This is a genomic window from Enterococcus sp. AZ067 (assembly GCF_051715005.1).
Taxonomy (GTDB): Bacteria; Bacillota; Bacilli; order Lactobacillales; family Enterococcaceae; genus Enterococcus_D; species Enterococcus_D casseliflavus.
This window is the reverse complement of sequence record NZ_JBIOSY010000001.1, coordinates 414,596-441,309: the sequence shown is the minus strand read 5'-3', so window position 1 is coordinate 441,309 and position 26,714 is coordinate 414,596. Positions and strand designations below refer to the sequence as shown.

At 44.4% G+C, this 26,714-nt stretch carries 25 protein-coding genes; 5 read left to right on the top strand and 20 right to left on the bottom strand.

Features of this window, described 5'->3' with window-relative positions:
* The first annotated feature begins 199 nt into the window (after positions 1-199).
* From IGI82_RS02110 to IGI82_RS02100, 3 genes are read left to right on the top strand one after another with little or no spacing between them, the layout of a single operon-like run.
* Positions 200-1,204, top strand: a complete 1,005-nt coding sequence (locus tag IGI82_RS02110; protein ID WP_016609598.1) for an ABC transporter substrate-binding protein — start codon at positions 200-202, stop codon at positions 1,202-1,204.
* Between the two features lie 10 nt (positions 1,205-1,214).
* Positions 1,215-2,663 (top strand): sensor histidine kinase, encoded by a 1,449-nt coding sequence (locus IGI82_RS02105; RefSeq protein WP_008376148.1) that lies wholly within the window; start codon positions 1,215-1,217, stop codon positions 2,661-2,663.
* Entirely contained in the window at positions 2,641-4,194 is a 1,554-nt protein-coding gene (locus IGI82_RS02100; protein WP_115231654.1) for a response regulator, read from the top strand. The genes IGI82_RS02105 and IGI82_RS02100 overlap by 23 nt, the downstream gene beginning before the upstream one ends.
* Positions 4,195-4,271: 77 nt before the next feature.
* Here IGI82_RS02100 and IGI82_RS02095 read toward each other — a convergent pair whose 3' ends face one another.
* Together IGI82_RS02095 and IGI82_RS02090 are read right to left on the bottom strand one after the other, a co-directional pair.
* On the bottom strand, positions 4,272-6,344 hold the full coding sequence (locus IGI82_RS02095) for a DNA topoisomerase III (protein ID WP_118215021.1): 2,073 nt from the start codon (positions 6,342-6,344) through the stop codon (positions 4,272-4,274).
* Positions 6,277-6,654: a DUF1033 family protein gene (locus IGI82_RS02090; RefSeq protein WP_005227251.1), complete on the bottom strand. Its 378-nt coding sequence runs from the start codon at positions 6,652-6,654 to the stop codon at positions 6,277-6,279. Before IGI82_RS02090 ends, IGI82_RS02095 begins: the two co-directional genes overlap by 68 nt.
* Before the next feature lie 311 nt (positions 6,655-6,965).
* On the opposite strand from IGI82_RS02090, the gene IGI82_RS02085 reads away from it, so the two are divergent.
* The gene (locus IGI82_RS02085) at positions 6,966-7,826 is read left to right on the top strand and encodes an AAA family ATPase (protein ID WP_271771262.1); all 861 of its coding nucleotides are present in this window, start codon (positions 6,966-6,968) and stop codon (positions 7,824-7,826) included.
* A 542-nt stretch (positions 7,827-8,368) separates the two neighbouring features.
* Here the strand turns inward: IGI82_RS02085 and mnmA are convergent.
* Entirely contained in the window at positions 8,369-9,487 is a 1,119-nt protein-coding gene (gene mnmA / locus IGI82_RS02080) for a tRNA 2-thiouridine(34) synthase MnmA (protein ID WP_115231650.1), read from the bottom strand.
* 412 nt (positions 9,488-9,899) lie between these two features.
* Here mnmA and IGI82_RS02075 point away from each other — a divergent pair, with 412 nt between their 5' ends.
* Positions 9,900-10,613, top strand: coding sequence for a C39 family peptidase (locus IGI82_RS02075; protein WP_375819076.1), 714 nt, complete (start codon positions 9,900-9,902; stop codon positions 10,611-10,613).
* A gap of 86 nt (positions 10,614-10,699) precedes the next feature.
* On the opposite strand, the gene IGI82_RS02070 is transcribed toward IGI82_RS02075, so the two are convergent.
* The 17 genes from IGI82_RS02070 to argC all read right to left on the bottom strand — a co-directional run bounded on the left by IGI82_RS02070 (position 10,700) and on the right by argC (position 26,572).
* Complete coding sequence (locus tag IGI82_RS02070; protein WP_005227237.1) at positions 10,700-11,218, bottom strand: Asp23/Gls24 family envelope stress response protein; 519 nt, start codon at positions 11,216-11,218, stop codon at positions 10,700-10,702.
* A gap of 56 nt (positions 11,219-11,274) precedes the next feature.
* Positions 11,275-11,469: a DUF2273 domain-containing protein gene (locus tag IGI82_RS02065; protein WP_005227236.1), complete on the bottom strand. Its 195-nt coding sequence runs from the start codon at positions 11,467-11,469 to the stop codon at positions 11,275-11,277.
* Between the two features lie 11 nt (positions 11,470-11,480).
* A complete protein-coding gene (gene amaP / locus IGI82_RS02060; protein WP_060792382.1) occupies positions 11,481-12,044 on the bottom strand; it encodes an alkaline shock response membrane anchor protein AmaP in 564 nt (187 codons plus the stop codon).
* Positions 12,045-12,249: 205 nt separating this feature from the next.
* Positions 12,250-12,855, bottom strand: a complete 606-nt coding sequence (locus IGI82_RS02055; RefSeq protein ID WP_438841744.1) for a metallophosphoesterase — start codon at positions 12,853-12,855, stop codon at positions 12,250-12,252.
* 41 nt (positions 12,856-12,896) lie between these two features.
* Positions 12,897-13,742 carry an aldo/keto reductase gene (locus tag IGI82_RS02050; protein WP_375819081.1) on the bottom strand — a complete coding sequence of 282 codons (846 nt, stop codon included), beginning with the start codon at positions 13,740-13,742 and terminating at the stop codon, positions 12,897-12,899.
* A gap of 177 nt (positions 13,743-13,919) precedes the next feature.
* On the bottom strand, positions 13,920-14,261 hold the full coding sequence (locus IGI82_RS02045; RefSeq protein ID WP_005232263.1) for a DUF1831 domain-containing protein: 342 nt from the start codon (positions 14,259-14,261) through the stop codon (positions 13,920-13,922).
* A gap of 68 nt (positions 14,262-14,329) precedes the next feature.
* Positions 14,330-15,469, bottom strand: a complete 1,140-nt coding sequence (locus tag IGI82_RS02040; RefSeq protein WP_115231648.1) for a cysteine desulfurase family protein — start codon at positions 15,467-15,469, stop codon at positions 14,330-14,332.
* A 199-nt stretch (positions 15,470-15,668) separates the two neighbouring features.
* Positions 15,669-16,622 (bottom strand): mannose-6-phosphate isomerase, class I, encoded by a 954-nt coding sequence (gene manA / locus IGI82_RS02035; protein WP_170920124.1) that lies wholly within the window; start codon positions 16,620-16,622, stop codon positions 15,669-15,671.
* 45 nt (positions 16,623-16,667) lie between these two features.
* Entirely contained in the window at positions 16,668-17,684 is a 1,017-nt protein-coding gene (locus tag IGI82_RS02030) for a serine hydrolase domain-containing protein (RefSeq protein WP_438841743.1), read from the bottom strand.
* Positions 17,685-17,803: 119 nt separating this feature from the next.
* Positions 17,804-18,505 carry a DUF624 domain-containing protein gene (locus IGI82_RS02025; RefSeq protein WP_086299027.1) on the bottom strand — a complete coding sequence of 234 codons (702 nt, stop codon included), beginning with the start codon at positions 18,503-18,505 and terminating at the stop codon, positions 17,804-17,806.
* Positions 18,506-18,542: 37 nt separating this feature from the next.
* The gene (locus tag IGI82_RS02020; protein ID WP_271771264.1) at positions 18,543-20,174 is read right to left on the bottom strand and encodes an extracellular solute-binding protein; all 1,632 of its coding nucleotides are present in this window, start codon (positions 20,172-20,174) and stop codon (positions 18,543-18,545) included.
* A 65-nt stretch (positions 20,175-20,239) separates the two neighbouring features.
* Positions 20,240-21,133 carry a carbohydrate ABC transporter permease gene (locus tag IGI82_RS02015; protein ID WP_115231644.1) on the bottom strand — a complete coding sequence of 298 codons (894 nt, stop codon included), beginning with the start codon at positions 21,131-21,133 and terminating at the stop codon, positions 20,240-20,242.
* Positions 21,134-21,155: 22 nt separating this feature from the next.
* Positions 21,156-22,070: an ABC transporter permease gene (locus IGI82_RS02010; protein ID WP_050759610.1), complete on the bottom strand. Its 915-nt coding sequence runs from the start codon at positions 22,068-22,070 to the stop codon at positions 21,156-21,158.
* 416 nt (positions 22,071-22,486) lie between these two features.
* Positions 22,487-23,308, bottom strand: a complete 822-nt coding sequence (locus tag IGI82_RS02005; RefSeq protein ID WP_015508862.1) for a VOC family protein — start codon at positions 23,306-23,308, stop codon at positions 22,487-22,489.
* 175 nt (positions 23,309-23,483) lie between these two features.
* Complete coding sequence (argB, locus tag IGI82_RS02000; protein WP_086294469.1) at positions 23,484-24,245, bottom strand: acetylglutamate kinase; 762 nt, start codon at positions 24,243-24,245, stop codon at positions 23,484-23,486.
* 35 nt (positions 24,246-24,280) lie between these two features.
* A complete protein-coding gene (argJ, locus tag IGI82_RS01995) occupies positions 24,281-25,471 on the bottom strand; it encodes a bifunctional glutamate N-acetyltransferase/amino-acid acetyltransferase ArgJ (protein WP_375806738.1) in 1,191 nt (396 codons plus the stop codon).
* Between the two features lie 78 nt (positions 25,472-25,549).
* Positions 25,550-26,572, bottom strand: coding sequence for an N-acetyl-gamma-glutamyl-phosphate reductase (gene argC, locus IGI82_RS01990; RefSeq protein ID WP_375806739.1), 1,023 nt, complete (start codon positions 26,570-26,572; stop codon positions 25,550-25,552).
* Positions 26,573-26,714 lie beyond the last annotated feature (142 nt).

Sequence of the window (26,714 nt, the reverse complement as noted above, 5' to 3'; positions counted from 1 at the left end):
AGTATAGCCAGTTAAGGAATCGCTTACATCTAGATTTTTTCGAGGTTTCTTGGATTTCTTGAGAAAAAACGACTCAGTTGCCCCCATTTCTTTTCGTAATCTTGGATTTTTTAAGATTCCCTTGGTTTTTATTTGATTTGATATTTTGTGTAAAGCGCTTCCGTATTTTTTAGTAGAATAGACCATAGAGGTGAAAAAAATGAGGAATATAAAAATTGGGTTACTCCTTTGTTTGTGTTTGTCTTTCTTGGCTGGTTGCCAAGCAGTCAAAGAAACGACCGCTGAAACATCGGAAGAAAGTATCGTGATCGGTTTTTCTCAATCGGGAACAGAAAGCAGCTGGCGCAAGCGCCACACCGAATCGATTCGCACTGAATTAGAGAAGGAAGGCTATGAAGTGCTCTATCGTAACGGCTATATGAATCAAGAACGTCAGATTCAAGATATCCGCAGTTTTATCGTGTATCAAGTCGATGCCATCGTCTTTACCCCGATTCAGGAAAACAATTGGGAACCGATTTTGGAAGAAGCTGCGCAAGCGGGGATTCCCGTTTTCGTGGTGGACCGTCATGTCAACGTCAGCGATCCCTCCTTGTTTCTGACTCATATCGGGCCAAGCTTCAAAGCCGAGGGCAATCGTGCAGGTCTCTACGTCAGCAATTATTATAAAGAACATCAAAATGAAACGATCAATGTTTTAGAATTGACGGGACTGGATGCTACTTCTCCGACGTATTTGCGCTCAGAAGGGTTCCGAGAAACCATCAAGCGTGATTATGCCCACAACAATGTAACGATCCAAGTCAAAGATGAGCTAAATGGTGACTTCATTCGCCGCAAAGGCAAAGAAGTCATTGAACAATACATCGCAGAAGGCAAAATGGAGCAGATCGATGTCTTGTTCAGTCACAATGATGAGATGACTCTTGGCGCTCTTGAAGCCCTCGAAAAAACCGATATTGAGCCAGGGAAGGATTTGGTGATCGTATCGATCGATGCCCAAAAAGAAATGATCGACAAATTGAAGCAAGGGATCGTCAATTGTGTCGTTGAATGCAACCCAGATGCTGGTGTGTTCGTCAAAAATGCCATCTCGCGCTACTTGGCTCGCGGCGCCGATGCCATTCCTCGTGAAATCTATGTCCATGAAACAGTTTTTTCCAGTGATATGGACTTTGATCAGATTCCACCAAGAAATTATTGAGGAGATGAAGATGAAAACAAAAAGCATCAAGGGCATCTTCCAGCAGACCAACAAACTGATGATCCTCGTCGCCTTTATCCCCCTCGTAGTAAGCAGTGTCTTTTACTCGCGGCAGATTTTTATTTACCAAAACACCATCAACAATATTGAAGAAGCCAATCAATTATCGGAAAAAGTCGATGCCATTGTCTTGGAAGAAATGTGGGATTTAGTCTTTGGTCAAAAAACCGTCGCACAAGTCCAAGAAACCAATGTGATCGATGAACTAAGGAGCGATCTGCAGCACATTCAAGAAAATACCAGCACTGCCAAAGAGCTCAATATTTTAGCAGTCGCCTTTCGAACGCTCGATTCTTTAGAAACCTATCAGCAACAGTTGATCGATAATATTCTCAACGATGAACCGGTGGAACAAAACCAATACGTCATGATCCAAGTGGATTCGGTGATCGATTTGCTATCCGATATTTTGCAGCAGTTTGTCGGGGTAGAGATCAGCTTAGCCAGCCAAACCAATCACGAATTGGTCCAATCCGTGTTGCTGCTGATCCTTTTTCAGGTCGTGTTGCTTTTGATCATCTTTGCGATCATCAATAAAAACCGCCGCTTTGTTCGTGACAATCTGCAATACCCGCTGGATCGGTTGTTAGACCTTTCCAATGAACTATCCCAAGGACATTTGAGCTACCGAGCAGAACTGCCCGAAACCCCAGAGCTGCGGACTCTGACGAGTAGCTTGAATCGAATGGCAGATGACTTGACTCGGCTCTTGGAAGAAAATGCCTTGAAGCAGTATCACTTAGCCCAAAGTGAGGTGCGGGTCTTACAAGCCCAGATCACTCCACATTTCATCTATAATAGTTTAGATGCGATCGTTTCTTTGATTGAAGCTGCCCGTTACGAGCAAGCAACCGAAATGACTTATGCGCTGTCAGATTTTTTCCGCATCTCCTTAAGCAAAGGGCAAGACTGGATTCCGCTGGAAAAAGAATTGCGGCATGTGGATGATTACTTGAAGATTTTGCAGATCCGCTATGGTAGGATGCTGTCTTACACCATTGAAGATCAAACTGTCAGTCCAGAACTACAGGTTTTGAAAATGGTCCTGCAGCCCCTTGTTGAAAACGCCGTATATCATGGCACCAAATTTGTCCGTCGTGTCGGCATGATTCGAATCACAGTGTCAGAATTGCCTCACCAGATTCAAATGACCATCAGTGACAACGGTGTTGGGATCGACCCTGAGCGTTTGGAGGAGATTCGTCGTAACCTTAAAGAAACCACTGATCCCGCCTCTGAGAGCGGCTATGGCCTATATAACGTCTATCGCCGTCTCCAGCTGAACTACGGCAGCGAAGCGCAACTGACGATCCACAGTCAATACCAAGAAGGCACCACGATTAACGTCACAGTACCAAAAAGGGAGGAATCCAACCATGTACAAAGTGTTCATAGTTGAAGATGAACATCTGATTCGCGATAGTTTGCGCCACCAAATCATGACTCTCGCCAAACAATACCCGATCGTTTATAGCGATGAAGCCGCAGATGGCGAATTGGCGCTGGCTTCGATCCTTGATCTGCGTCCTGATATTATTATCAGTGATATCAAAATGCCGTTTATGGGCGGCTTGGTCTTTGCGAAAGAAGCCAAGAAATTATTGCCGCAAGTTCGCATTATTTTCGTTAGCGGCTTTGATGATTTTGACTATGCAAAAACGGCACTGCAGCTGCAAGCAGACGATTACTTGCTCAAGCCCATCAAAAACGAAGAATTAGAACAAGCCATCAAAACCGTCGTTCAACACTTAGATGAACAACAAGCCACTCATCAACAATTATCCAAAGAAGACGATTTATTCGAAATGGAAATCAAAAAGAATCACTTTCTGAATCACCTCTTTAAACAAAAGATCACGATCTCAGAAGCCTTTTTGCAAGCAGAGGAACTGGGCCGGCGCTTTTCAGGTAAACAGTTTTGTGTGCTATTAGCAAAAACCCCCTTCAATCAAAGCTTTTCTGACTACACTCGCTTTAGCCAGCAGCTGACCAAAGCCTATGAACAAGATGATGCCGTCTTGTTCTCCAGTGTCTCTAGCCGCTTCATCAAGTTTTTGCTTTTTGACCATGACCGAGAACAAGTTTTAGAAAAAGCCTATCAGATCGCTCAAAGCCTCGTTCATGGTTCTGGGGAAGAAGTAGCAGTGGCGATCGGACCGGTAGCAGATCGCTTCTCGGGTATCTCTCTTTCTTATCAGAAAGCTCGTGACATGCTAAAAACCTATGGTAGCATCCGTAAGGAAAAAATCATCAGCTATGAAGACGACATTCGCGAAGGGGAACTGTCCCCCACCAATCCTTTCAAAACCGACCTTGCTTCACGGCTGGCAAATGCTGGGAAACAGACGATCCCCGAGCTGATCGCTGAATTGATGGCGCCTCAAGGAACCGTTGAGCGAACGCAAATGTACCGTTTGTTCGTCTTAGTCGAACTGCTGGCATTGTTGAAGAAAAGAGACAGTCATTCGCTGCCCCAGATCGTTCAACACGCCCATGACTTAGACTATCTAGCGGCATTGACCCATGAGCCAGAGAACTATCAAACGACTCTGGCAGAACTGTTGCCATTATTGACCAAACAACCCATCAATCCTGCAATGGCGAAATATCAAAGCGTCATCAATCAAGCCAAAGCCTTTATTAGTGAGCACTTTTCTGATCCCAATATTTCCTTAAATGTAGTTGCTGAAAAAGTTCATTTGAGTCCAGCACATTTCAGCACCATCTTCTCGCAAGCCACTGATTCTACGTTTATCGAATACTTGACCGAGCAACGGTTGACCTTAGCTAAGGAACTGCTGTTAACGACCAATCTACGGCTATCTGAGATCGCCTTTGATGTTGGCTACAATGACCCAAATTATTTTTCCTTTTTGTTCAAGAAGAAAGAAAAAATCTCACCGAAAGAATATCGTCAAAAAAATGCCTAAATGAGTGAAGGGATGCAAAAAAAGAGTGAGGGACAGCAAAATCGTCCTCACTCTTTTTCATTTTCTACCTCATGCAGTTATTTCTTCTCCATCGCAGCTTTTAAAGCAGCTGCTAATGGGCTTTCTTGCGGTTCTTCTTGATTGATTTTGTTCATCAAGCGGCGTTCTTCGTGTTTCGACAGCTTTTTGCTGCGTTCCTTTTTATCCGCCATTTTTTCGGTGGTCCCATCGAATTTACAGCGGAAATAGGCGCCGTTTTTGCCTTCAATGATCTCCATCTTTCGGTGGCATTGCGGGCAGCGTCGGTTTGAAACTTTCGGGTCTTTCCGACGACGGTACTTGCAGGTCCCACTGGAGCAAACATAGATCTTGCCATCACGGGTATTTTTCTCCCGCAAGGGTTCGCCGCATTCGGGACAACGTTTTTGGGTCAATGAGAAATCTTGGTACTTGCTTTCGCTTTGCTTGATTTCTTTGACCAGTTGTTTTGTGTCTGCTTCGATTTGTGCGAGGAAGGTTTGGGCAGAATAGGTGCCTTTCGCAATGGCTTCCAGTTCCTTCTCCCATTTTTCCGTCAATTCTGGTGTCACCAAGGATGGATTGACTAAGACTAACAGCTGCTTGCCTTTTGGCGATACTTGCAAGCCGCTTGGGGTCCGCTCCATCAGCTCAGATTTGATCAGCTTTTCAATGATCTCCGCACGGGTTGCCGGCGTACCGAGACTATGTTTTTCCATTTTACCTAAAAGAGTTCCTTCATTCAACGGTTTCGGTGGTGTAGTCAACTCTTTCTGGATGGTGAACTCAGGCTTGACGGTACTGCCTTTTTGCCAAGCTATGTCACTGGTTTCTTCTTCAGAAGTCGTTTTCCATCCCGCTTCTAACACGGTATTGCGGTTGAATACAAAGGTTTCTGAACCAAAGGTCACGGTCACTTTCTGCTGCTGCTTTTTATGGGGTTTCGCAAAGAGCATTAAGAAACGACTAACGATCATTTGATAGATCCGTTGTTCATCGGTAGTTAATTTTTCATAACGTGCCCGCTGTTCCGTTGGCAATAGGGCATGGTGATCGGTAACTTTTTTATCATTGAAGACAGCTTGCTGCACTACTTGTCCGCCATTTTTCAAGTATCCTTTGACTTCTGGGGCAAAATCCGCAACTGCCTGCAGGCGTTCCTTCATAGTTGCCTTCATATCATTGGTCAAATACTTGGAATCCGTCCTTGGGTAAGTGACGATTTTATGGGTTTCATACAAGCTTTGAACAAGCGACAAGGTCTTCTTGGCTGAAAATCCATAACGCTGATTGGCTTCTCGTTGGATCTCGGTCAAATCGTAGGGCAATGGTGCACTTTCTGTTTTGACCTTTTCTTCGATCGCTGTCACGCGACCATTTTGTTGACTCATTTGCTTGACCAATGCTTCGGCGTCGCTGCGTTCTTTTAGTTGATAGGGATTTTTTTGCTGCAGGCGGGCCTTGGCATCGCCTACGTTTAGGGTAATCACATGATAGGTTTGCGGACGGAAACTCTCGATTTGCATTTCCTGACTGCGCACCAAAGCTAAGGTAGGGGTTTGGACCCGACCCGCACTAAGATTGTCTTGATATTTGACCGTCAATGCCCGGGTGACATTTAACCCTACCAGCCAGTCGGCTTTTGCCCGCGCAAGGGCGGAGTAGTAAAGATTGTCGTAGTGCTTGGCTGACTGCAATTTTGCAAAGCCTTCTTTGATGGCTTTAGGGGTTTGCGAAGAAATCCACAAACGTTTGACTGGTTTGTCGAAACGAACCCACTCCAAAATCCAGCGAGCGACTAGCTCCCCTTCTCTTCCCGCATCGGTAGCGATCACGACTTCCCCGACATCTTTTCTTTGAGCCAATTGTTTGATGGCTTTTAGTTGATGACCGGTTTTTGGCAACGGTTTGATCCCGATGGACTTAGGAATCATCGGTAACGTTTCCATCTGCCATGATGCCCAGTCTTTGTTTAAATCTTCAGGCATTTTCAAGCCCAATAAATGACCAAGGGCCCAAGTAACGATCGCCTTGGGTCCTTCGTAATAATTTTTATGTTTTTGCTCACAGCCCAAAACTTTGCTGAGGTCTTTGGCAACGCTTGGCTTTTCCGCTAGAATTAGTTGTTTCATAAAAATCTTTCCTGCTTTCATCGACGACTTGCTGATATTCTTTAAGCAATGCCAGTCCAATATATTGTTGGAGGTAATCGTCGCATTCTTCGCACCAGCGTTCGTCTTCTTCATTCCAAAAAGCCGTCATAAAGTTTGATTTTGCATTTATGTACGAATACTCTTCTCTGATTTCTTGCCATTTTTGTTCATAAAATGACTGCGCCTCGCTGAAAGTTGCAAATGTGAACGCCTCTTGAATATCTGACTGCCATCCCTCAAAAAACCACCACGGTTCATTGTCCCCATACATGACTACTACTTGATACATTCCATTGCTCCTTTCACGATTCCTTCCTCATATTAGTCACTTTTACTTAAACTTGCAAGGAATAAGTTTCAGCATTTAAACATTGCTTTAAAAATTCATTAAACCCTCGTTTTTTTGTACGATTTATCGGTTGTTTAAGATTACATCATTTCTATGCCCCTATAGTCTAGCACAGATGGTTCCTGTTGTGAATATAACATCAAAAGATTAAAAAAATGTCAAACAAGATTTATTTTAACCACGTAAAAAAAATTTGACTGCGATGGATATGCTACAATAATGACAACCATGAAATTGCCAGGAGGTGCCCCATGTATCTCGAACAAATCACTTTTCCCGATCAAGAGACCGAGTTTGATTTTTTCCTTTCCATCAAACGAACCGTTTATGATTCTTACTACCCTTTTCAGATTCTCAGTGCCCGTCTTTTTCAGCAGATCGATTTTGAACCGGTCACGATCTTATATGGCGGCAATGGTTCTGGCAAAACCACCGCATTGAACGTGATTGCCGAAAAGATCCACGCGCAGCGCTTTGCTGCGTATAATCGCTCGAATTTTTTCCAGGACTACTTAGCCTACTGTACTACTGGCAGCATCGACGAACCGCAAGAAAAAGTACTTTTGACCAGCGATGATGTCTTTGATTACATGCTGGCTATTCGAAATTTGAATCAAGGGATCGATCATCGCCGAGAAGAAGTATTCCAAGAATACTACCAAGCAAAGTATGCGGACTTTCGTTTCACAGGTTTTGACGACTACCATGAATTGAAGAAAATCAATCTTGCACGATCCAACACACAGTCCAAATTCACCCGCAAGCACTTGATCGACAATGTCCAAGAATATTCCAATGGCGAAAGTGCCTTTCGCTTCTTTCAAGAAAAGATTCGTCCCAACAGCCTTTACTTATTAGATGAACCAGAAAATTCTCTTTCTGCTGAGCGTCAGCTGGAACTGGTGCAGTTACTGGAAGATTTTGTTCGCTATGAACAGTGTCAGTTCATTATTGCTACCCATAGTCCTTTCGTTTTATCTTTAAAGGAAGCCAAAATCTATGATTTGGATCAAACGCCCGTCGATGTTCGGAAGTGGACCCAGTTAGCCAGTGTCCAGCAGTATTACCGCTTTTTTCAAGCACACCAAGCCGAATTTGACGATCGATCATGAGCCAAGCAACCCAGTTTCCGTCAAAGATTTCTTTTGGCGGCTTTTTTTTCCGCCACACTCACACAAAGACCAAAATCAAATTGATCAGAGCAATAAAAAAGGCGACAACTCCCGCAATTTTGCCCCACTTGACTTCTGCTTGATTATACTGATCGGAATGCCCCGCAATCTGAGAGGACAAAAAGTAGAACTTTTAAAAACAAGCAAATACCCGGCTAAACCCAATAGTACGGCTAAGGCAAGATGGTTGATTTGACTTGAAATGACCTGAGTCTGATGAAGCATCACCACCCCTACGACACTAACGACAAACCCCGATTTCATGAGATTGGCTTTTGTACAATTCATGCTCCTCCTTTTTTTTAAAAATGCCAATGCATCAAAAACATTCATTTTCTATCTAAATTATAGCATAATTTGACTATTTTTTTAAAATAGAAAGCGCTCGCTCTAATCGGTTTTTCGAATTGATTTATAAAAAGCCCTAGCTAAGTGCAACTGATTGGTTCAGTGTTCTTAGCTAGGGCAGATTGTGTTAGTGGTTAAACATATTGTAATTCTTTGGTTTCTTTGTAGGCTGCATCGATCAAACCGCCGCCCAAGCATTCCATCCCGTCATAAAAAACGACTGCTTGTCCAGGAGTGATGGCGCGTACTGGTTCGTCAAAAATCACTTCTGCTCGATCTCCATCTAATAGACGCACCGTTACCGGTACATCTTGTTGACGGTAGCGGAATTTTGCTGTGCATGAAAATTCCGTGCCGCGGTCTTGTTCTGTAGTAAAGTGGATTTGGCTTGCTTCCAAGCGATCTGCATACAAAGCGGGGTGATGGAATCCTTGTCCCACATACAAAGTGTTGGTCGCTAAGTCTTTTCCTACGACAAACCACGGTTCTTGAGTGGCACCGCCGCCGCCAATGCCTAAGCCTTGACGTTGTCCGATGGTGTAGTACATCAAGCCATCGTGTTGTCCTTTGACTTCGCCATCTAATGTAACCATATTGCCTTTTTTCGCTGGCAAGTAATTACTCAAAAATTGTTTGAAATTCTTTTCTCCGATAAAGCAGACACCCGTGGAATCTTTTTTCTTGGCTGTTGCTAGACCTGCCCGTTCAGCGATCGCTCGTACTTCTGATTTTTCCATGCCGCCTAGTGGGAACATGGTTTTGCTCAATTGTTCTTGTGACAATTGGCTTAAGAAATACGTTTGATCTTTGTTGTTATCCACGCCTCGCAACATATGAGTTACGCCGTTTTCATCAACAGTCACTTGCGCATAATGGCCAGTTGCTACATAGTCGGCACCAAGATCCATCGCATAATCCAAAAAGGCTTTGAACTTGATTTCCTTGTTACACATGACATCTGGATTTGGCGTCCGTCCGGCACGGTATTCTGCAAGAAAATATTCAAATACACGGTCCCAATATTCTTTTTCGAAATTCACTGAATAATAAGGAATCCCGATTTGCGCAGCCACTTTGGCTACGTCTTTGTAGTCTTCTGTTGCGGTACAAACACCGTTTTCATCGGTATCATCCCAATTTTTCATAAAGATCCCGACAACATCATACCCTTGTTCTTTCAGCAAAAGTGCTGTTACTGACGAGTCTACCCCGCCACTCATTCCAACCACCACACGGGTGTTTTCGTTAGACATGATCGTTTCACCATCATTTCAATTATAGATTCTGAAATCATCTACGATTTGAAGGTCGCAACTTTTCAGTAATTTGCATTATACAACAAAACACAAAAAAGTTCACTGTTTGCTGTCTTTTCTTATAAATTCCTTTTTTAGAAAAGTCATCTGGAGGAAACCCGCTGTTCGTTCTTCCCCCATTCAGCCCAATAGAAGAAGCGCTGCTTTTTGTGTATCTTATCGACAGCCATCCAAACGACTCCCATTGTTCAAAGACAACTAGATAAGCGAATGCTAAGAAGCCGCATTTCACCTTTTAAACGGTCGTTTGTCATAAAATCGTATGGAATTCTTCAGGAAATGTAGAAATGCCACTATCAGAAAAAGACTATACTTCTCTTAGATACTACTTTACGAGGAGGGGCATTTCATGAGATCACACACAGGGATATCGAAAACTAGGAGAAACGACGGAAAGAAAAGAAAGAGCCTTGCGCTACTGCTTTTTCTCATCGGTGGTGTTTTTGTCATTCATTACGTGATTGATCAGGTCAGGGATGCTGCGTTTGATCAGACAGCGCTTGTCTCAAAAGAGTTCACTCACCAAGCCAATCAATCGATTCAACAAGCGATGGCAGACACGCAGCAAGTGCCGTTGATTGTACAAACCGATCAACGCTGGGGCAATAACACATATGGATATGGAGAAACGCAAAATACGTTTGCAGCAAACGGGTGCGCTATTGCTTCTTTAGCGATGATCGATTCTTTTTGGACGGATCATCCGTCGAATCCTGACAAACTATTAAAGTGGGCTGGCGATCAATTTTATCTTCCCAAACAAGGAACGAGTTGGCAAATCTTTCCTCAGTTTGCCGAAGCTTTTGGTTACCAATTTGCCGATTTAGGAAGTTCCTTTGCGGCTGCCTATGAGAAAATGACACAAGGCATCCCCGTTGTGGTCTCGGTTCAAGCAGGAACCTTTACGACCTCAGGACATATCATGGTATTGGCTTTGAACAAAGAAGGAGCGATTCAAGTATTCGATCCTAATGATTCCCCCGAAAAAGCCCATTATGAGAAAAGCTATCCTAACAATGTCTTTCAAGCAGAAGGAATCCATTATTGGAGCTTTTGGCTTTGATGTTCTGATCGGCTGAAGCTGCAAAAACACGCCATTTTTGCGACAAAAAAAGACTAGCCGAAGCTAGTCTTTTGCTTATCTTACTATTATTGAACGCGTGGTTCGTTGTTTTCTTGAATACGCGTCGTTGTTCGGTTGAAGGCACCTTTGGCTTTACGTGTTTGTTTTGACGCAAAGTCGCCAGTTGTTTCTGCCGCACTGCTTACTTTGTCTTGAACTGTTTCAGAGTCTTTTTCGAATTGTTCACGTGTTTTGACATCTGCTACGTTCACGTTTACTTCGATGACGTCTAAATTCGTCATTTTGTTGACTTGTGTTGAAACAACCTCTTTGATTTGGTCGTAGATCGTGGTCATGTCGCTGCCGTATTCTGCAACGATATCAAGATCGACTGCCACTTGTTTTTTCCCAACTTCAACGTTGATCCCTGAAGTCACATCATCGGTGTTGACTAATTTACCTGCAATATTTGAGAAGAAACCGCCATCGACTGTTAAGAGTCCGTCTACAGATTCTAATGCAATGCCTACGATTTTTTGAATCACTTTATCTTCGTAAGTTAATTCTCCTTTAACACCTGTTGTTGGTTTTGTTTGGTTTTCCATCGTACATTCCTCCTACTATAATCTTGATATAAATTAAACTAATAATGTTACCAAAGTTAACGGCGCGGTCTTTGAAATTGTTCAAAGAATCCGACTTCTTTGAGATAAAATCCCAGATACATACCTAGTGCCGTAAACAGCACCAGCAGTATGGTTTTCAAAAAGCCGATCGTTAGAAACAGGATCGCTAGGATCAAACCGAAACCTGCAAAGATAAGCGGGATCTTATAGTGGTAGAACCATTCACTCATACCTGTTCCTCCTAAACTACACGCGGCTGGTCATGGGCTGCTGGCGTTTCTTGCGTATCTTTTAAGACAACTTCCGTTTGGATATTGCTTTCGATACCGAAAAGCTGCTGCAGACTGCTGCTGATCTCACCAACCAATGCTTCTTGTTTTTGCGGGATGGCTGCTGTTTGTTTCATTTCTCCATCGATTTTTACGGATACTTTATTCTTGACGATTTTGATTTTTACGGATGGCTGATGGATGAAATCTGCTTGTTTCACCCGTTCAAGCACAAAATGCTCTAACGCCTTCTTCTGAATCACTAAATCGCCTGTCTTATGGGAAATGATCAAGCGGTCCGAACGTTTTGGATAAAACAAAACGACAAAGAGCGCGATCACGGTAAAAATGGCAAAGCCAACAGATAACCAAAAGAGCAGCATACTCATGGAAGATCCGACCCAAGGATATTCATCCAAAGGAATCAAGTAAACAGGCAATGAAGCCGCTTGCTGATTGGCGATGATCCCAAAATAAAAGACAAGTAAGAGTAAAAGCAATCCGATGATAAAAATCACTTTAGAAATCTTACGCATTGGCAACCTCCTTTACTGCTTTCTACTTAAAGCATACACATTTCTTAAATATCCATCAAATAATAACTCTTGGAATCGATTATTTTTTACATATAAAGTTTATTTTTATCAAAAAAATTTTCTTAATCAAAGCTTGCTGTCAAAGTCATCACAAAAAAAGCAAGCCGCCCAAATCTGTTTGGACGCTTGCTTTTTTTGTTATCTGTTAACGAGCCAGCTTAGTAAGTTCTTGTTGTTTTGCATGATACAACACCGCCAGTTCATTTTCGGAAACTGGCCGACCAAAAGGACGCGGCTGTGGCAGAAACGCCAATTCTGGTGCATCGACTCCTACGTTGAGATTCTCAGCGATCGGTACACTGTGATGATGAATGTGCCCATGCAGATTGCGGCTGTTTTTGGTGATCCCCAGCAGCATAGGATAATGGGTCAGTATTAATTGCTGATGAGCAAACTTCAGCAAGACACCGACATCTTCAAACGCATACTTTTCGGCTCCAAAACAACCAGGATCATGCTTGCGCAAGTACGCAAAGAAAGCTCGGGTATCATGATTGCCTTTGATAAAAATGATTTTGCCCTGCAGCTGTGCTAACAGCGCAGCAATTTCTGGAAAGCCCGCTTCGTAATCAGGGTGCATCGCGACATCCCCTAAATGATAGACGACATCTTTATCCGCAACGACCTCATTCCAGCTGGCGATCATCGTTTCATGCATTTGCGTCACTGTCTCAAAGGGGCGTGGGGCAAAGTCATTGTCCCCGAGCAAGGCTGCATGAAAATAGTGGGTATCAGACGTAAAAAATTTCATAGTCGCTCCTTACCTTGGTGCTTTTTCTGTGATCAGCGTCTTCAAATCATCGCTAACGGCTGCTTTTTCGTCGGTGCAGGAAACCGCGCATCGATTGCTGCCAATTCGCTTTTGGAAAAAACGATTTTGCAAGCTTCAATGTTCTGCAGCATATGCAGCGAGTCACTGGTTTGGGGGATCGCTAAGACGTGGGGTTGTCGAAGGGTCCATGCCAAAAGCAGCTGAAAGATCGTGCAGCCTTTGGCTTCTGCCAGCTCTTTCAACACTTCATCATTTTTGAAGTGGTGTCCTAGCCGATCGCCTTGAGCAATGGGTGAGTAGGCAATCACAGGAATCTCAGCCTCTGCCTGCCAAGGCAAAAGATCGTATTCGATCCCCCGGGCACCTAAATTATAGAGTACTTGGTTGGCGGCACATTGATCGCCGTTTTCTAACCGCAACAGCTCCTCCATATCTGCCACGTCAAAATTAGAGACGCCCCATGCGCGAATTTTTCCAGAGGCTTTGGCAGCTTCTAGTGCGTCAACTGTTTCTGCTAACGGCACATCTCCTCGCCAGTGGAGCAGATACAGATCAAGATAGTCGGTGCCTAAACGCGTTAAGCTGCGGTCTAAAGCTTTCGGCAATTCATCTGCGGAGGCATTCCAGGGATAGACTTTTGAAATCAAATAAAGATCCCCTCGTGTAAAGGGCTGGATCGCCTTGCCAACTAGCGTTTCTGCGTTTCCCTCGCCGTACATTTCTGCGGTATCGATGACAGCCGCTCCAGCTTTGATGCCCGCTTGCAACGCATCGATCTCGGCTTTTTCCTTGGCTGGGTCATCCCCCATATGCCAAGTCCCCATGCCGACGGCTAGCACTGATTGCTTGTTTAAGGTTCGTTTCATCTTGATTCCCTCTTTCTCGTCTTAACTCATCCTGTTCCTGCGAACACCTTGGGTTTGTTTTCTATAGTATAAAAAGAAACCGCCAAAGATACAAAAGAAGTGTATCAATCCCATGCCTGCTTGGCGGAGTGACACACTTCTTGCCCTTTGAATGATATAGCTGCTTTTGACAAAAGCTTACGCTTTGACAAACAACCCGCGGCTGATAAAACCATCCATTAAAAAGTAAAATTTTTCTTGCAGCATTTTGTGCTGTTCATCTTTGAAAATGTTGACTGCTTTTAACCCATTGGCTGTCGTGATGGACATCTTGAAGGTTTGCAGATCTTTTGCAACAGTGATTTTTAATTTAAAGCCTTCTTTGCTTTGGGGTGTTGCTTCAAGGCCGCGAATCAATTGGAAGTTGCCGCCGTTCGTTTCTGTAAAGCCATTGTCCCGCAACGTATATTTTTTTGCTTCAGGAGCAATGCGGTATTGGGTTGCTGCGCCTAAAACGGTTGCTGTTGTTTCAAATGCCATGTTCTTCACCTCTTTAACATCATTTCTTTCATTATAAATAGTTTTCAGCGAGATTGCTAGCTGTTCTCCTACTTTTTCGTTGCTAAGACAGTTTCTGCTAATAGCAGAGCAAATGCTTCGATTTCCGCCAATGTGTTGCCATAGCCAAAGCTGACTCTGACCGATTCCCGAATAGCTGGATGCTCTTTGCCCACCATCGCTTCGAGCACATGTGAGGGCTCCACATTGCCCGCCGTACAAGCGCTGCCTGTCGAGATCGCAGCCCCTTTTAAGTCCAATTTCATCAGCAGCAAGTCACTGCTGACACCTGGGAAACGCAGATTCAAAATATGCGGCAATTTGTGTGCTGGATCACCATTCAACTGAACATCGACGCCTTGTGCTGCTAAGGTCTCCATCAGCACATCGGCAAACGTTTGATATTGTTCCGCCGCTGCTTGCTGCGCTTCGGGGGTATGCAAAGAAGCTGCTTTGGCCATTCCCATGATGGCTGCTAAGTTTTCCGTCCCTGCTCGCCGTTTTTCTTCTTGCTCGCCGCCATGGAGTAGCGCAGGCAGCGACAAGCCATCTCGTTTATACAAAAAGCCGATCCCTTTTGGTCCGTTGATTTTGTGAGCAGAAATGCTTAGAAGATCAATACTGTTTTCATTGATTTCAAGCGGGATCTTGCCATAAGCTTGCACGGCATCAGTATGAAACACGGCGGGATGCTCCCGTAAAAGGGCCCCAATTTCTGCAATCGGCAGCAAATTGCCCGTTTCATTGTTTGCCGTCATTATGGATACTAAAATCGTATCGGGACGTAAGGCAGCCTCAACTTCACTGACGGCCAATTGCCCCTTTTGATCTACGGGCAAATAGGTCACCTCAAAGCCTAAGCCTTCTAAATAGCGCATACTCTCAATGACCGCCGGATGTTCGATCTGGGTCGTAATGATATGTTTGCCTTGTGCTTGTTTGCTAAGGGCTGTACCGATGATTGCTGTATTATCACTTTCGGTACCACCACTATTAAAAATGATCTCATGTTCTTTGACTCCTAGCTGCTGAGCGATCGCTTGACGAGCCAATTCTAATTGGGTGTGGGCGTCTCGACCATAATGATGAATGCTTGATGGATTGCCAAAAAATGTCTGCATCGTTTCACTCATCACTTTGATCACTTCTGGATGCAGCGGTGTCGTTGCTGCATGATCTAAGTAAACCATTCTTTTCACCTATCCTTCATTACTGCCATTATAACAAATCTTCCTCAGACGTCTATCGTGAGTGTCCATACGAAAAAACCTGTCAGTCAAAAGCGGAAAAATCGCCAATGATGACAGGCAGCTGAACGAGTTCAGCCTTACGAAAAATCAGGAACGTGTGCTGTTTTGCTCGTGCGGCTCACGTCACTTACTGATCGTTTTATTTTTTTCCAGGTTCAGAGGCAATGACAGTCAATTCACCAACCAATTCCCATTTCTTGATCGGGTTTGGCAAAATGCAGCTCGTGCCCATTTTTAGTTCATAGGAATGACCGTCGATCATCAAATGCCCATACCCATCGATCACGGTCATCAAGGTATAATCGGCCTTTTGTGCCAACGATAATTTTCCACGTACTTCCCACTCATACACATTGAAAAATGGCGTTTCAAGATAGGTAACGACTGCTGATTGTCCTTGTTTGACCTCACGGATCGATAATTCTGGCGTCCGTGCAGGAATCGTCGTCACATCGATCGATTGTTGGATATGCAGCTCCCGAGTTTGTCCTTGATCATCGGTACGATCATAGTCGTACACCCGATAAGTCGTATCCGAACTCTGCTGGGTTTCCAAGATCATGATCCCTTTTCCAATGGCATGGATCGTTCCACTTGGCACATAGAAGAAATCGCCTTTTTTCACAGGGACTTTTGTTAACAAATCATCCCAACGACCCGCTTCGATCATTTCCGCAAGTTCTTCTTTGGTTTGTGCATGGTGGCCATAAATGATTTCCGCACCTGGTTCGGCATCAATGATGTACCAGCATTCCGTTTTCCCTAATTCCCCTTCATGGGCTAACCCATACGTGTCATCAGGATGGACTTGAACGGATAGATCATCTTCCGCGTCTAAAATTTTAATTAATAATGGAAAGACTGGTTCGTCTGAATGACCAAATAGTTCTTGATGATCTTGCCAAAGATCCGCCAATGTTTTGCCTTTAAACGGACCATTTTCAATGACGCTCACCCCATGAGGATGCGCACTGATCGCCCAATCTTCACCGATCTTGTCGCTCGGTAAATCAAAACCAAAAACAGAATGCAGGCGACTGCCGCCCCAAATTTTTTCTTGAAAAACAGGTTTCATAAACAATGGTTCCATAATTGTTCCCCTCTCTAGTTGTTCGTGCATATTATAGCATGAATCCGCTTATTCGGCAGTTTCTTTTAAGTAACATTGCAGGATTTCGTCACGATGACCCAAATAGCTTTCTCGATGATCCACTGGATGGACCCGATTCGATAAGAAAATAAACGCTTTTTTGTTAGGGATATCTACTGCGAGAAACGTGCCTGTATAGCCTGTATGAAATAATTGGTACGGCGCACCTAACAAGTCCCAACCATAGGTGCGAGGCTTTGTGCTTTCAGGCGTCTGCCTGTGAGCCAGCGCCTGCATGACTTTTTCTGAGAAAAACGGCGCTCCTTGCTGCTGACCATTTGCCAGTAACAGTTGAACGAAAAGCGTCAAGTCATCCACGGTAGAAAACAACCCTGCGTTGCCGGCATGGTTTCCCAACACCCGTGCCTTAGGATCGTGGGTGATGCCTCTAAGGATGCTGCCGTCTGGCTGCTGCTGGGTAGGCACGATCATTGGCAGCTGTGAGGGAGGAAAAGGCGGAAAGCCGCTGTTCTTCATGCCTAAAGGCGTCAAGACTTCTTCTTGAAAAATCTCGGTCACTGGTTTTTGATACAGCTCCTCCAATAAAAAGCCCAGCAAAATCGTCCCAGTATCCGTATAGTTGACCGTTTGACCGATCGTATCACTGCTTTCAAGCTGCAAATACGCCTTGCGCAAGGCAGCAGCATCCAACTGGTCTCGATGAGGAATCCACGTGTTGATGGCTGCCGTATGCGTCAGCAAGTGCTTGATCGTTACCCGATCGTCTTTAAACGCTGGCAGCCAACGAGTAAGCGGCGCCTCCATCTCGATTTTTCCTTGATCCCACAATTTTAACAGAACACTCGTTGTACAAACGACTTTCGTCAATGAGGCTAAATCAAACAAATGATCTTTCGTCATAGGTTCGGTTTTCGGAAGAAGCGCTGCCTGTCCGAATACATGGGTCTCTTGGGTTTCACCAGCGATAAAACGCAGCACCGCTCCTGGGAAAACGGTCGGCATTTTTTCTTGAATGAGCTGTATTGTTTTTGGGTACATTGTCATCGTTCCATACTCGCTCCTTTCAGGCTTGTCTTGCTTCTAACTTTAGCACTTTTCGCCAATGAAAAAAACTACCCATTAAGGATAGTTTTCAGATTTTTTTCTAATCAGTGTTACATAGATTACTCGTCAGCTGGTGCAGCTTTTGCTTGCGCCTTTTGGATGATTCTCAAATAACTGTAACACGCACATTGGCTACCTAGTCCCCCTACGATCAATCCCGCGAGTAAGGGATGGATCAAGATGAGCAGTAAAGCGAGGCCACTCAACAGCCCTAGCAACATCAGTGTCTGCAACGGTGCCCAAAAGATGATGAAAAAGCTTTTGATCAAGGCGAGCCGCATGGGTGCCGCCAAATGCACACTGTCGCAGATAAAATACAGCAACCACACGAGTAAAATGATACTTAAAAACAAATAACCGACAGCCAATAAGGGCAGCTGAAAGGAATCGATTTGGCGATAAGAGCCTAACAGCAGCAAAGCGAGACTACCGAAAAAGAGGCCTGCGGCAAAACTGCGCCGATAATTTTCCCGATAGAGCCGCCAAAAGGTCCCTCCGATGGCCTGTCGTGGTTCTTGATAGTACAACCAGCGCCGCATGACCCCAAATAAAGCAAAGGTCGCTGGCAAAAGAATGCTAGGAAAACTAATGATCAAACCAACCAAAGAGAAAAGAAACTGACGAGGAGAGCTGGGGAAAATCAGCCCCAAAGCTAGCAATAGAACGGGCAGATTGAACAGTAACCAGTAGCCATTCAAAAGCAACATACTAGCTATCGCTTGACTGGCACCATACCAACGATACCATCGTTCATTTCCCATCAGTCCGCCTCCTTTCTCTAATCAGCTGATTTACCCTCTAGCGGGCTAAGTTTTGTAGATTTTGCTGCCATTTCTCTGTTTGATAATCCAGCAACTCTTGATAGCCCGCTGCTTGTGCTTGGGCTTCCGCCTCAGCAAAGATGGCACGCACTTCTTCATCGCTGTCAGCAAAGATCGCTGAAGCATTGGCTTCTTCAAAAATATCGTTGATCCGTTGCTGAATAATTCCTTCTGGTGAGTCTGGCATCGGGTTGATCGCCGCAAATTCCGTGTCGTCTTTTTGCGTGTCCCAAGTGATGGCATGCTGCCATTTCGTTGCCCAGTTCATTTGATCTTCTGGAAGATTTAACTCAAATTTTGTTTTGGTATTGTCTAAAAAGGCGGAGTTGCCGTTCCATTGGAAACTTGATGTTGCTTGCTCAATCTCTGAAACGCCTGCACTGTCTTCTGCATAGGCATCCGTAAATTGCGTATAGCCTTCTTCGTCAAAGCCATCCCAATACTGGCCTTCTGGACCAAACATCAAGATCGATTGGCCCAACGGTCCTGTCAACCAGTCTAAGAAGGCAAAGACTTTTTCTGGGTCTTCTGCATTTCTAGTAATGACACTGACATTCCACCCTAGCATTTCATAGGAACCCGGGAAAATATTGTCAGGATCTAGTCCTGGTTTTGCAATCGGCGCGATATAGAAATACCCCGCATCTGGATTTTGTTCTTGCAAGATGTAATGGGCATCGCGAGCATAGTTGGACGGGCTGGCAGCCGCATAGACAGCTACACGACCACTGGTTACTTTTTCTGCCACCATATCTGCATCTTGGGTCAAGGTATCTTGGGTCATCAAGCGCTCACGGTACAGTCTTGACGCATATTCAATCGATTCTACGTAGTTTTCATTGGCAAAGATCGAGGTCAATACGTCGCCTTCAGGAACAGCGCGAATGCGGATATCTGCTGGTGAACGCCCTTCTGCAAATGCGGAGTACAAGACATTGATCCCTTGTCCGCTGACATCTGTTTCAAATGGAATGACATCAGGAAACTCTGTTTGAACTTCTTTCAAATACTCATAAAGATCCTCTGTTGTTTTCAATTCTGGTGCCCCTAAAGCATCATGGATCTCTTTATTGACGACATAACCGGCATTCCCGAAAGGCTCCGAGCTATACCAGTTGGGAAACTGATAAAGTTTGCCGTCTTCTGAACGAAGCATGTTCAGGATGTCTTCTCCCGCCCATTCTTTCAAGTTTGGATACTTATCCAAGTAATCATCAAATGGCACTAAGGCACCCGCTTCTCGCAGCCGTTCCACATCCGACCCTCGATCAAGCCAAATAAAATCAGGTAGGTCATCGCCAGCGATCATTGTGCTTAGCCGCTGTGCTGCATTCCCGCCACCATCGATTGCGCGAATATCTACCTTGGTCAGTTCTTTGATAGCAGCAGTTGCTGGATCATCTCCCCAACGATCCATCGTGTACCAATCATAATTACCAAACATCGTGATCTCCAACGGTTCACTACCTAATTCAAAGACCTCCGAACTGTCACGGTCATTCGCTGCCGCCCCATCACTTTCTTTTGTCCCTGACTCACTGCCGCAAGCAGCCAGTAAGAGACTCATCGCGGTCACTGACAGCACGCTTTTTAATACCTTTGCTTTCATTCTTTTATCCCCTTTCAACGTTTCGTTCCTTCTCCCCTCTAATCAAGAGAGTTCCTCCTGCTCTGCTAATCTTTCAACGAACCAATCAATACACCTTTTACAAAATACTTTTGGACAAACGGATAAATCATTACGATCGGCAAAGTCGCCACCATCATAATTGCCATTGATAAGGACTTGCCAGTGACACCAGTCATTTCCGCCAAACGTGCTGCTGAGCCAGAATCGATTTGACTCATTTGCGAACTCACCGTATTCGAATTCAAGACTCGTTGCAAAAAGGTCTGCAAGGGAATGAGATGATCTGAAGTAATGTAGATGCTTGGCATAAACCAATCATTCCAATGCCCAACGGCGGTAAATAGCGACAAAGTGGCAATGACTGGACCTGATAACGGCAAAATGATTCGGAAAAACGTGCCCCAATACCCACAACCATCAATTTTCGCTGAATCCTCCAATCCTTTCGGCAGTTGCTGAAAGAACGTACGGAAGATGATCATATTCCAAACACTGATCAGACCAGGAATGATCATTACCCAAAAAGAATCCATTAGTCCAAGTGAACGTACCACTAAAAAAGTTGGAATCAAGCCGCCGCTGAAGAACATCGTGAGGATGAAAAAAATCGTAATAAATTTTCGCCCCATCAGTTCTCTTTTTGACATTCCATATGCTGCCATCGCTGTCAGCATGATCGATGAAAACGTCCCGATCACTGTCCGTAAGACACTGATGAAAAAGGCATTCATCAAGCGCTGATCTTGAAAGACGATCTGATAGTTTTCCAACGTGAATTCTCTTGGCCAAAACGTGATCCCACCAGTCACCGTGTCACGTCCAGAATTAAAGGAAATCACCAGCGAATTCCAGAAGGGATAAAACGTCAAGAATGCAAGCGTTATCAAGAAGAGGTAAATAAAAATCATCATCGCTTGGTCGCCCCAATTTTTCTTCATTGCTCATTTCCTCCTCTGCTGATTACCATAAGCTGTGACCCACTTTGCGTGCGAAAAAGTTTGCTCCGCTCAAAAGAGTGACACTAATGACTGCTTTGAACAAACCAACAGCTGTTGCGTATGAATATTGAGAGTTGCTGATCCCTACCCGATACACATAGGTATCAATGACATCCGCCACATTTCTAAGAGCTGGATTGCTCCCCAGTAAAAGCAAATCTTCAAAGCCCGCATTCAATAAGTTACCGATCTCCAAAATGAGAAAAATCGTAATGATTGGAACGATCGAAGGCAGAGTGATCAAAAAGACTTGCTGAAATTTCGTTGCGCCATCTAATGATGCTGCTTCGTACAGTTGCGGATCGATCCCAGCAATGGCTGCCATATAGACGATCGAGCCAAAGCCAATCGATTTCCAAAGATTTGTCGTAACGATGATCGTCCAGAAATAGCGAGGGATCGATAAAAAGTTGATTGGTTCATCGATCAGGTTTAAACTCTCCAAAGCAATATTTAAGCTACCGTTATCCATCGATAAAATCGACATCGTAAACCCCGCCACGATCACCCATGATAAAAAGTGTGGGAGATAAGTAATCGTCTGCACCACACGCTTGAAGGCAACGTTCTTGACCTCGTTAAGCATCAATGCCAACAAAATCGGTGCTGGAAAACAAATAGCAATCTTTAGCACACTGATCATAATGGTATTCCGTAAAATTTCCCAAAAACGTGGTTCACTAAAAAAGCGCCGAAAATTATCAAAGCCGATCCATGGACTGCCTGTCATACCTTCAAAAATATTGTACTGTTGAAACGCCATCAAAATCCCGTACATTGGGATATAACTAAAAATGCCTACCAGTAAGATCGCAGGCAGTACCATCATCTGCAGATCCCACTGAGCAAAATATCGCTGTATCCACTTTTTTTCCATCACATCTACTCCTTGTCTTCCCAATTCCATCTTGTCGCACCCACAATAGAAACCGCATACAAAATAAACAACGAACAATCTCTGCGTCCAGAGCCATCGAATCTCGATTCTTTTTTATTATAAATTAAGAATAACCACAATTCAATATAATGTTTAGGTTTTTTTAATCATAATGGCTATTATATTAAGTTTTAAAACAAGCACCCAAACTATTAAATAACAAAACAAGAAAAGTAAAATAGATTGGACCTGCTCTGCTAATACAGATAAACTACCGTTTTTTCAATGATTGGTCTTCAAATCGATGTAACAGGTTTTTGCACTCTTTCGTGCGAAATAAAAACAAAAGTTTCTTTTTTTGACAAAAAAAAGAAAAAGCAGAGAATCGGCCTCTCTGCTTTTTCTTTCATAACCTATTATTTTTTAACGATAAACCACCATTCGATACCGATCGCATCGTAGGTCGTCAACAACTTCCTTTTTTTGTCGATGAAGAACTCTTGGTTCTTCTCAGACAAGTGCTTTTCCAATGTATCGATATCTTCTTGACTGATGGAGATTTTCAAGAAGTCTAAGCCAAGCACCTCATGGGTCGGCAAATCGATCGTACCACCTTGTGCTTCAGTCAAGCCGACTTGGAAGTCACCATCATTGAGGATAAATTCCTTCGTTTCGGCTTCTTTTGTTTTCAAGCCTAAGCTTTCTTCTAAGAAAAGCTGCTCTTTGGCTAGATCACTGACGTTTAAATACAGCTTGCCAAAATGAGCTTCTTTTGATAAGCCAGCCGCTTTTGCAGGTGCCGCTTTGATCAATTCTGCTTCGTCTTTTGGTACCGCAGTTCCTGCGGGTGCTGTAAATAAGACTTCAATTTTGTTCCCTTCTGGATCAGCTATAATAAAGCCTAATTGATTCGCTTCATAACGAGCTTCTTCGAAAGCAATCGCTTTTTGTTGGGCATTGCTCGCGATAGTTGCCGCTTCTTCTAATGAGGATACGGCTAAGACGATGCGCTGCATTTTTTTGATCTCGCCGAAGTGATCGTTGGCACGCGGGCTTTCTTCCAACCATAAAACTTCTCTATCTAATCCTTTTAGACCAAAGATGGCCAATTCATTTTCTTCTCTTTTCAACTCAAAACCAAGTACATCCCGATAAAAGGCAATCGCTTGATCGCGGTCTTTTACCCGGATTGCAACAGTCAGCAACTTCGTACTGCTCCCCAATAAGAAATCTGTCATTGTTTCTCCCCCTACTTACATATGTACTCATTGTACTGATAAAACGAAATTCTAGCAAATGAAATCCCTACCTATTTTATTCTTTTTTTAGAGAAAATAAGAAGAAAAGCACAGAAAAGTCAGAATTTTGCATTTTTATGAGTAGAGAAGAGGCATTTGGGTGTTGCTAATGGCTTCAGCTACAGACAGCTGCGGCTGGACTTGCCGCGAGGATCTGGGTTCCTAAACGATCGATTCGATCGGTGATACAAACGGCAGCTACCCCTGCTTTCAAGGCTTTCTGCGCACTTTTTAGTTTTGGCAGCATGCCGCCTGTGACTACTTCTTCGGTGATCAAACGGGGGATCTCTTCAAAAGAAACAGCCGATAACCACTGGCTTTCTTGCTTGATCCCAGGGACATCCGTCAACAAATATAGTTTTTCGGCTTGTAAACTGGCAGCAACCTGACACGCTACTTCATCGGCATTGATGTTCAGCCATTGCCCCTCTGGGGTAATTCCTAGCGGTGCTAGGATCGGGACATGTTTTTTCTCTGTCAAGAGCTGCAGGAAAGCAGCGTTGATTTGTTGAACCTTCCCCACCTGTCCTAATTTTTCTTCATTAATGACTTCTCCTTGAATCAGTTGATCACAGCCAGCATTCAGTCCTACGGCATGGAACCCAGCTTGCTGGAAAGCGGTCGTGATCAGCGGTTGAACTTGTCCCAAAAGGACCATTCTAGTTACTTCAAGCGTCTGGGGGTCGGTCACCCGCAGGCCGTCTTTGATCGTGACTGTCAACGCCATTTTCTCCATCATTTCTGAGATGTAGTGACCACCGCCATGGACGATGACTACTTTTTTGCCCGCAGCTTGCCAGTCTGCTATCGTCTCAAAGAATGACGGGGTTAAATTGTCTGAGGCGACACCGCCGATTTTTACTACGATCGTTTCCATCTACTCGCTCCTTTTTGTCTAGTACCTGATTTCTTTCAGGTATGATATAGTGCGTTGATTTTCACATAGTCATACGTCAGATCACAGCCCCAAGCGGTGCCAACACCTGCCCCTTCTTTCAGCTCGACAACGACTTTGACTTCATTTTCCGCCAATTGTTCTTGCATGATGGTTTCGTCAAAAGCTACCGGTGTCCCTTGGACAAAGACGGGAATGTCGGCTAATGCAATCGATACCGTTGCTGGATCGATCGGCTGCCCACTATAGCCCACTGCACATAAGATACGCCCCCAGTTCGGGTCTTTGCCAAAGAGGGCTGTTTTGACCAGTGGCGAACCAACGATGGTTTTGCTGATCATTCGGGCTGCTTCATCGGTCACAGCTCCACTCGTGTGAGCTTCGATCAATTTGCTGGCGCCTTCTCCGTCCTTTGCAACTGCTTTGGCTAGTGCGGTCAGAACTGCTTTGAGCATCCCTTTAAACTCATGATAAGCTGGCGTGTCAGCTTCAATCGTTGGATTTTTGGCTAACCCGTTGGCTAAAACTAACACCATATCATTGGTGGATGTATCGCCATCGACCGTGATTTGATTGAAGGTAACGTCGGTTAATTCTTTCAGCAGTGCTTGCAAGAGTGCTGGAGCGATCGCCGCATCCGTCGTAACAAAGGCCAGCATCGTAGCCATATTGGGATGGATCATACCAGACCCTTTGGCACAGCCCGCAACAGTCACCGTTTTGTCAGCGATCGTTGATTGGATGACACTGCTTTTTTCAGTCAGATCCGTCGTCAAAATCGCTCTTTGAAATCGGTGGGCATCCCCTTGCCTGTTTAGTTGCTGAATCCCTGCAGTGATTTTTTCCATCGGTAAGCTCTTACCAATGATCCCGGTGGAGGCTACCGCAAAGGCTTCGGGACTCGTGTGCAGCTGGGCTGCTGCCAATTCTGCCATCTCTTGTGCATCTTTTAAACCTTGCTCCCCGGTACAAGCATTGGCATTGCCCGCATTGACGATCACGCCTTGCAAGGTGCCTGCTTGCATTTTTTCCTTTGTAACGAGAATGGGTGCCGCTTGTACTTGATTGGTGGTAAAGACTGCCGCAGCACTGGCTGGCACTTCAGAGACGATCCAACCAAGATCGACTTTCTCTTTCTTCAGACCGCAATGCATACCGTCGGCAAAAAAACCTTTGGGGGTTGCGATCGTTCCTTCGATTTCTTTCATTTTCTTTCCTCCTACTGCCACCTTTTTGCGGATTGTCCACTGGCTGACACGAGTATCCTCCCGCGTCTGTTGGCTATTTTATGGATATAACGGTGCTTGCATAAGACCAGTCGTTTCTGGTATCTTTGCCCATCGATTGAAGTTTTGGATCGCTTGGCCAGCAGCCCCTTTGCCTAAATTATCGATCACTGCGACAACGGTCAACACTTGGGTCAGCGGATTGAAACATATGCCAATGTCACAAAAATTCGTTCCCGTCACTTGCCGCAGCTCGGGCAGCTTTCCTAACGGTTGCACTCGGACAAACGGATGGTCTTGATACGTTTTTACGTACTGCTCATAGATGTCCTCTTGCGAAATCGCGTCTTTGATAGGCGCATAAAGCGTCATAAAGATCCCTCTTTTGACAGGCAGTAAGCTGGTAGAAAATTGGATCGGCGGCATTGCCTGATCCCATTGCTGAAACTGCTGCATGATCTCAGGAATATGCTGATGCTGATTTGGCTTATACATCGTCATGTTATCCGCAGCGGTTGCAAAGTGACTGCTGTCCGTCAATTTCTTACCAGCACCCGACAAACCCGACTTGCCATCAAAAATCAACGTACCGCTGAATAGTTTTTGCTGAACCAACGGCGCAGCAGCTAAAATGGCAGCAGTCGCATAACAGCCTGGATTGGCGATCAAATTGCCAGGAGTCGTTGCAAACTCAGGCAGCGAATAGGTCGCTTGTGCCAACAACTCGGCAGGTGCAGCTTCTTGGTGATACCATTTTTGATAGCTATCCCGATCCTTCAATCGCAGATCACCAGAAAGGTCAATCACTGGAAAGTCATTTGCGACAAAAGTCGCTGCAAGTTCTTTGCTGATTCCAGCAGGAGTCGCAAAAAACACGAGTTGATTTTCCTTTTGGATTTTTTCTGCATCAAAAGGTTCGATCAGCCGCTCTGTCAGTCCAATTAAATGAGGATACAAAACAGATGAATTTTCATGCATAGAATGACTATGCAAGGTGCCCACCTCCAATTGGGGATGTTGCTGGATCAAACGAATCAATTCAATTCCGGTATACCCTGTTACACCAACGATTGCTGTCTTCAAACACGTCACTCCTCAAAAGAATTTACTTAAGATTATAAGAAACTCCCATCGCTCTGTCAATGATTATTTATAAAACTATTCAAAATAAATTCGCTATTATTCGGTTTTTATAAGAAAAAAAGCCCGAAAAATCTATTTTTAT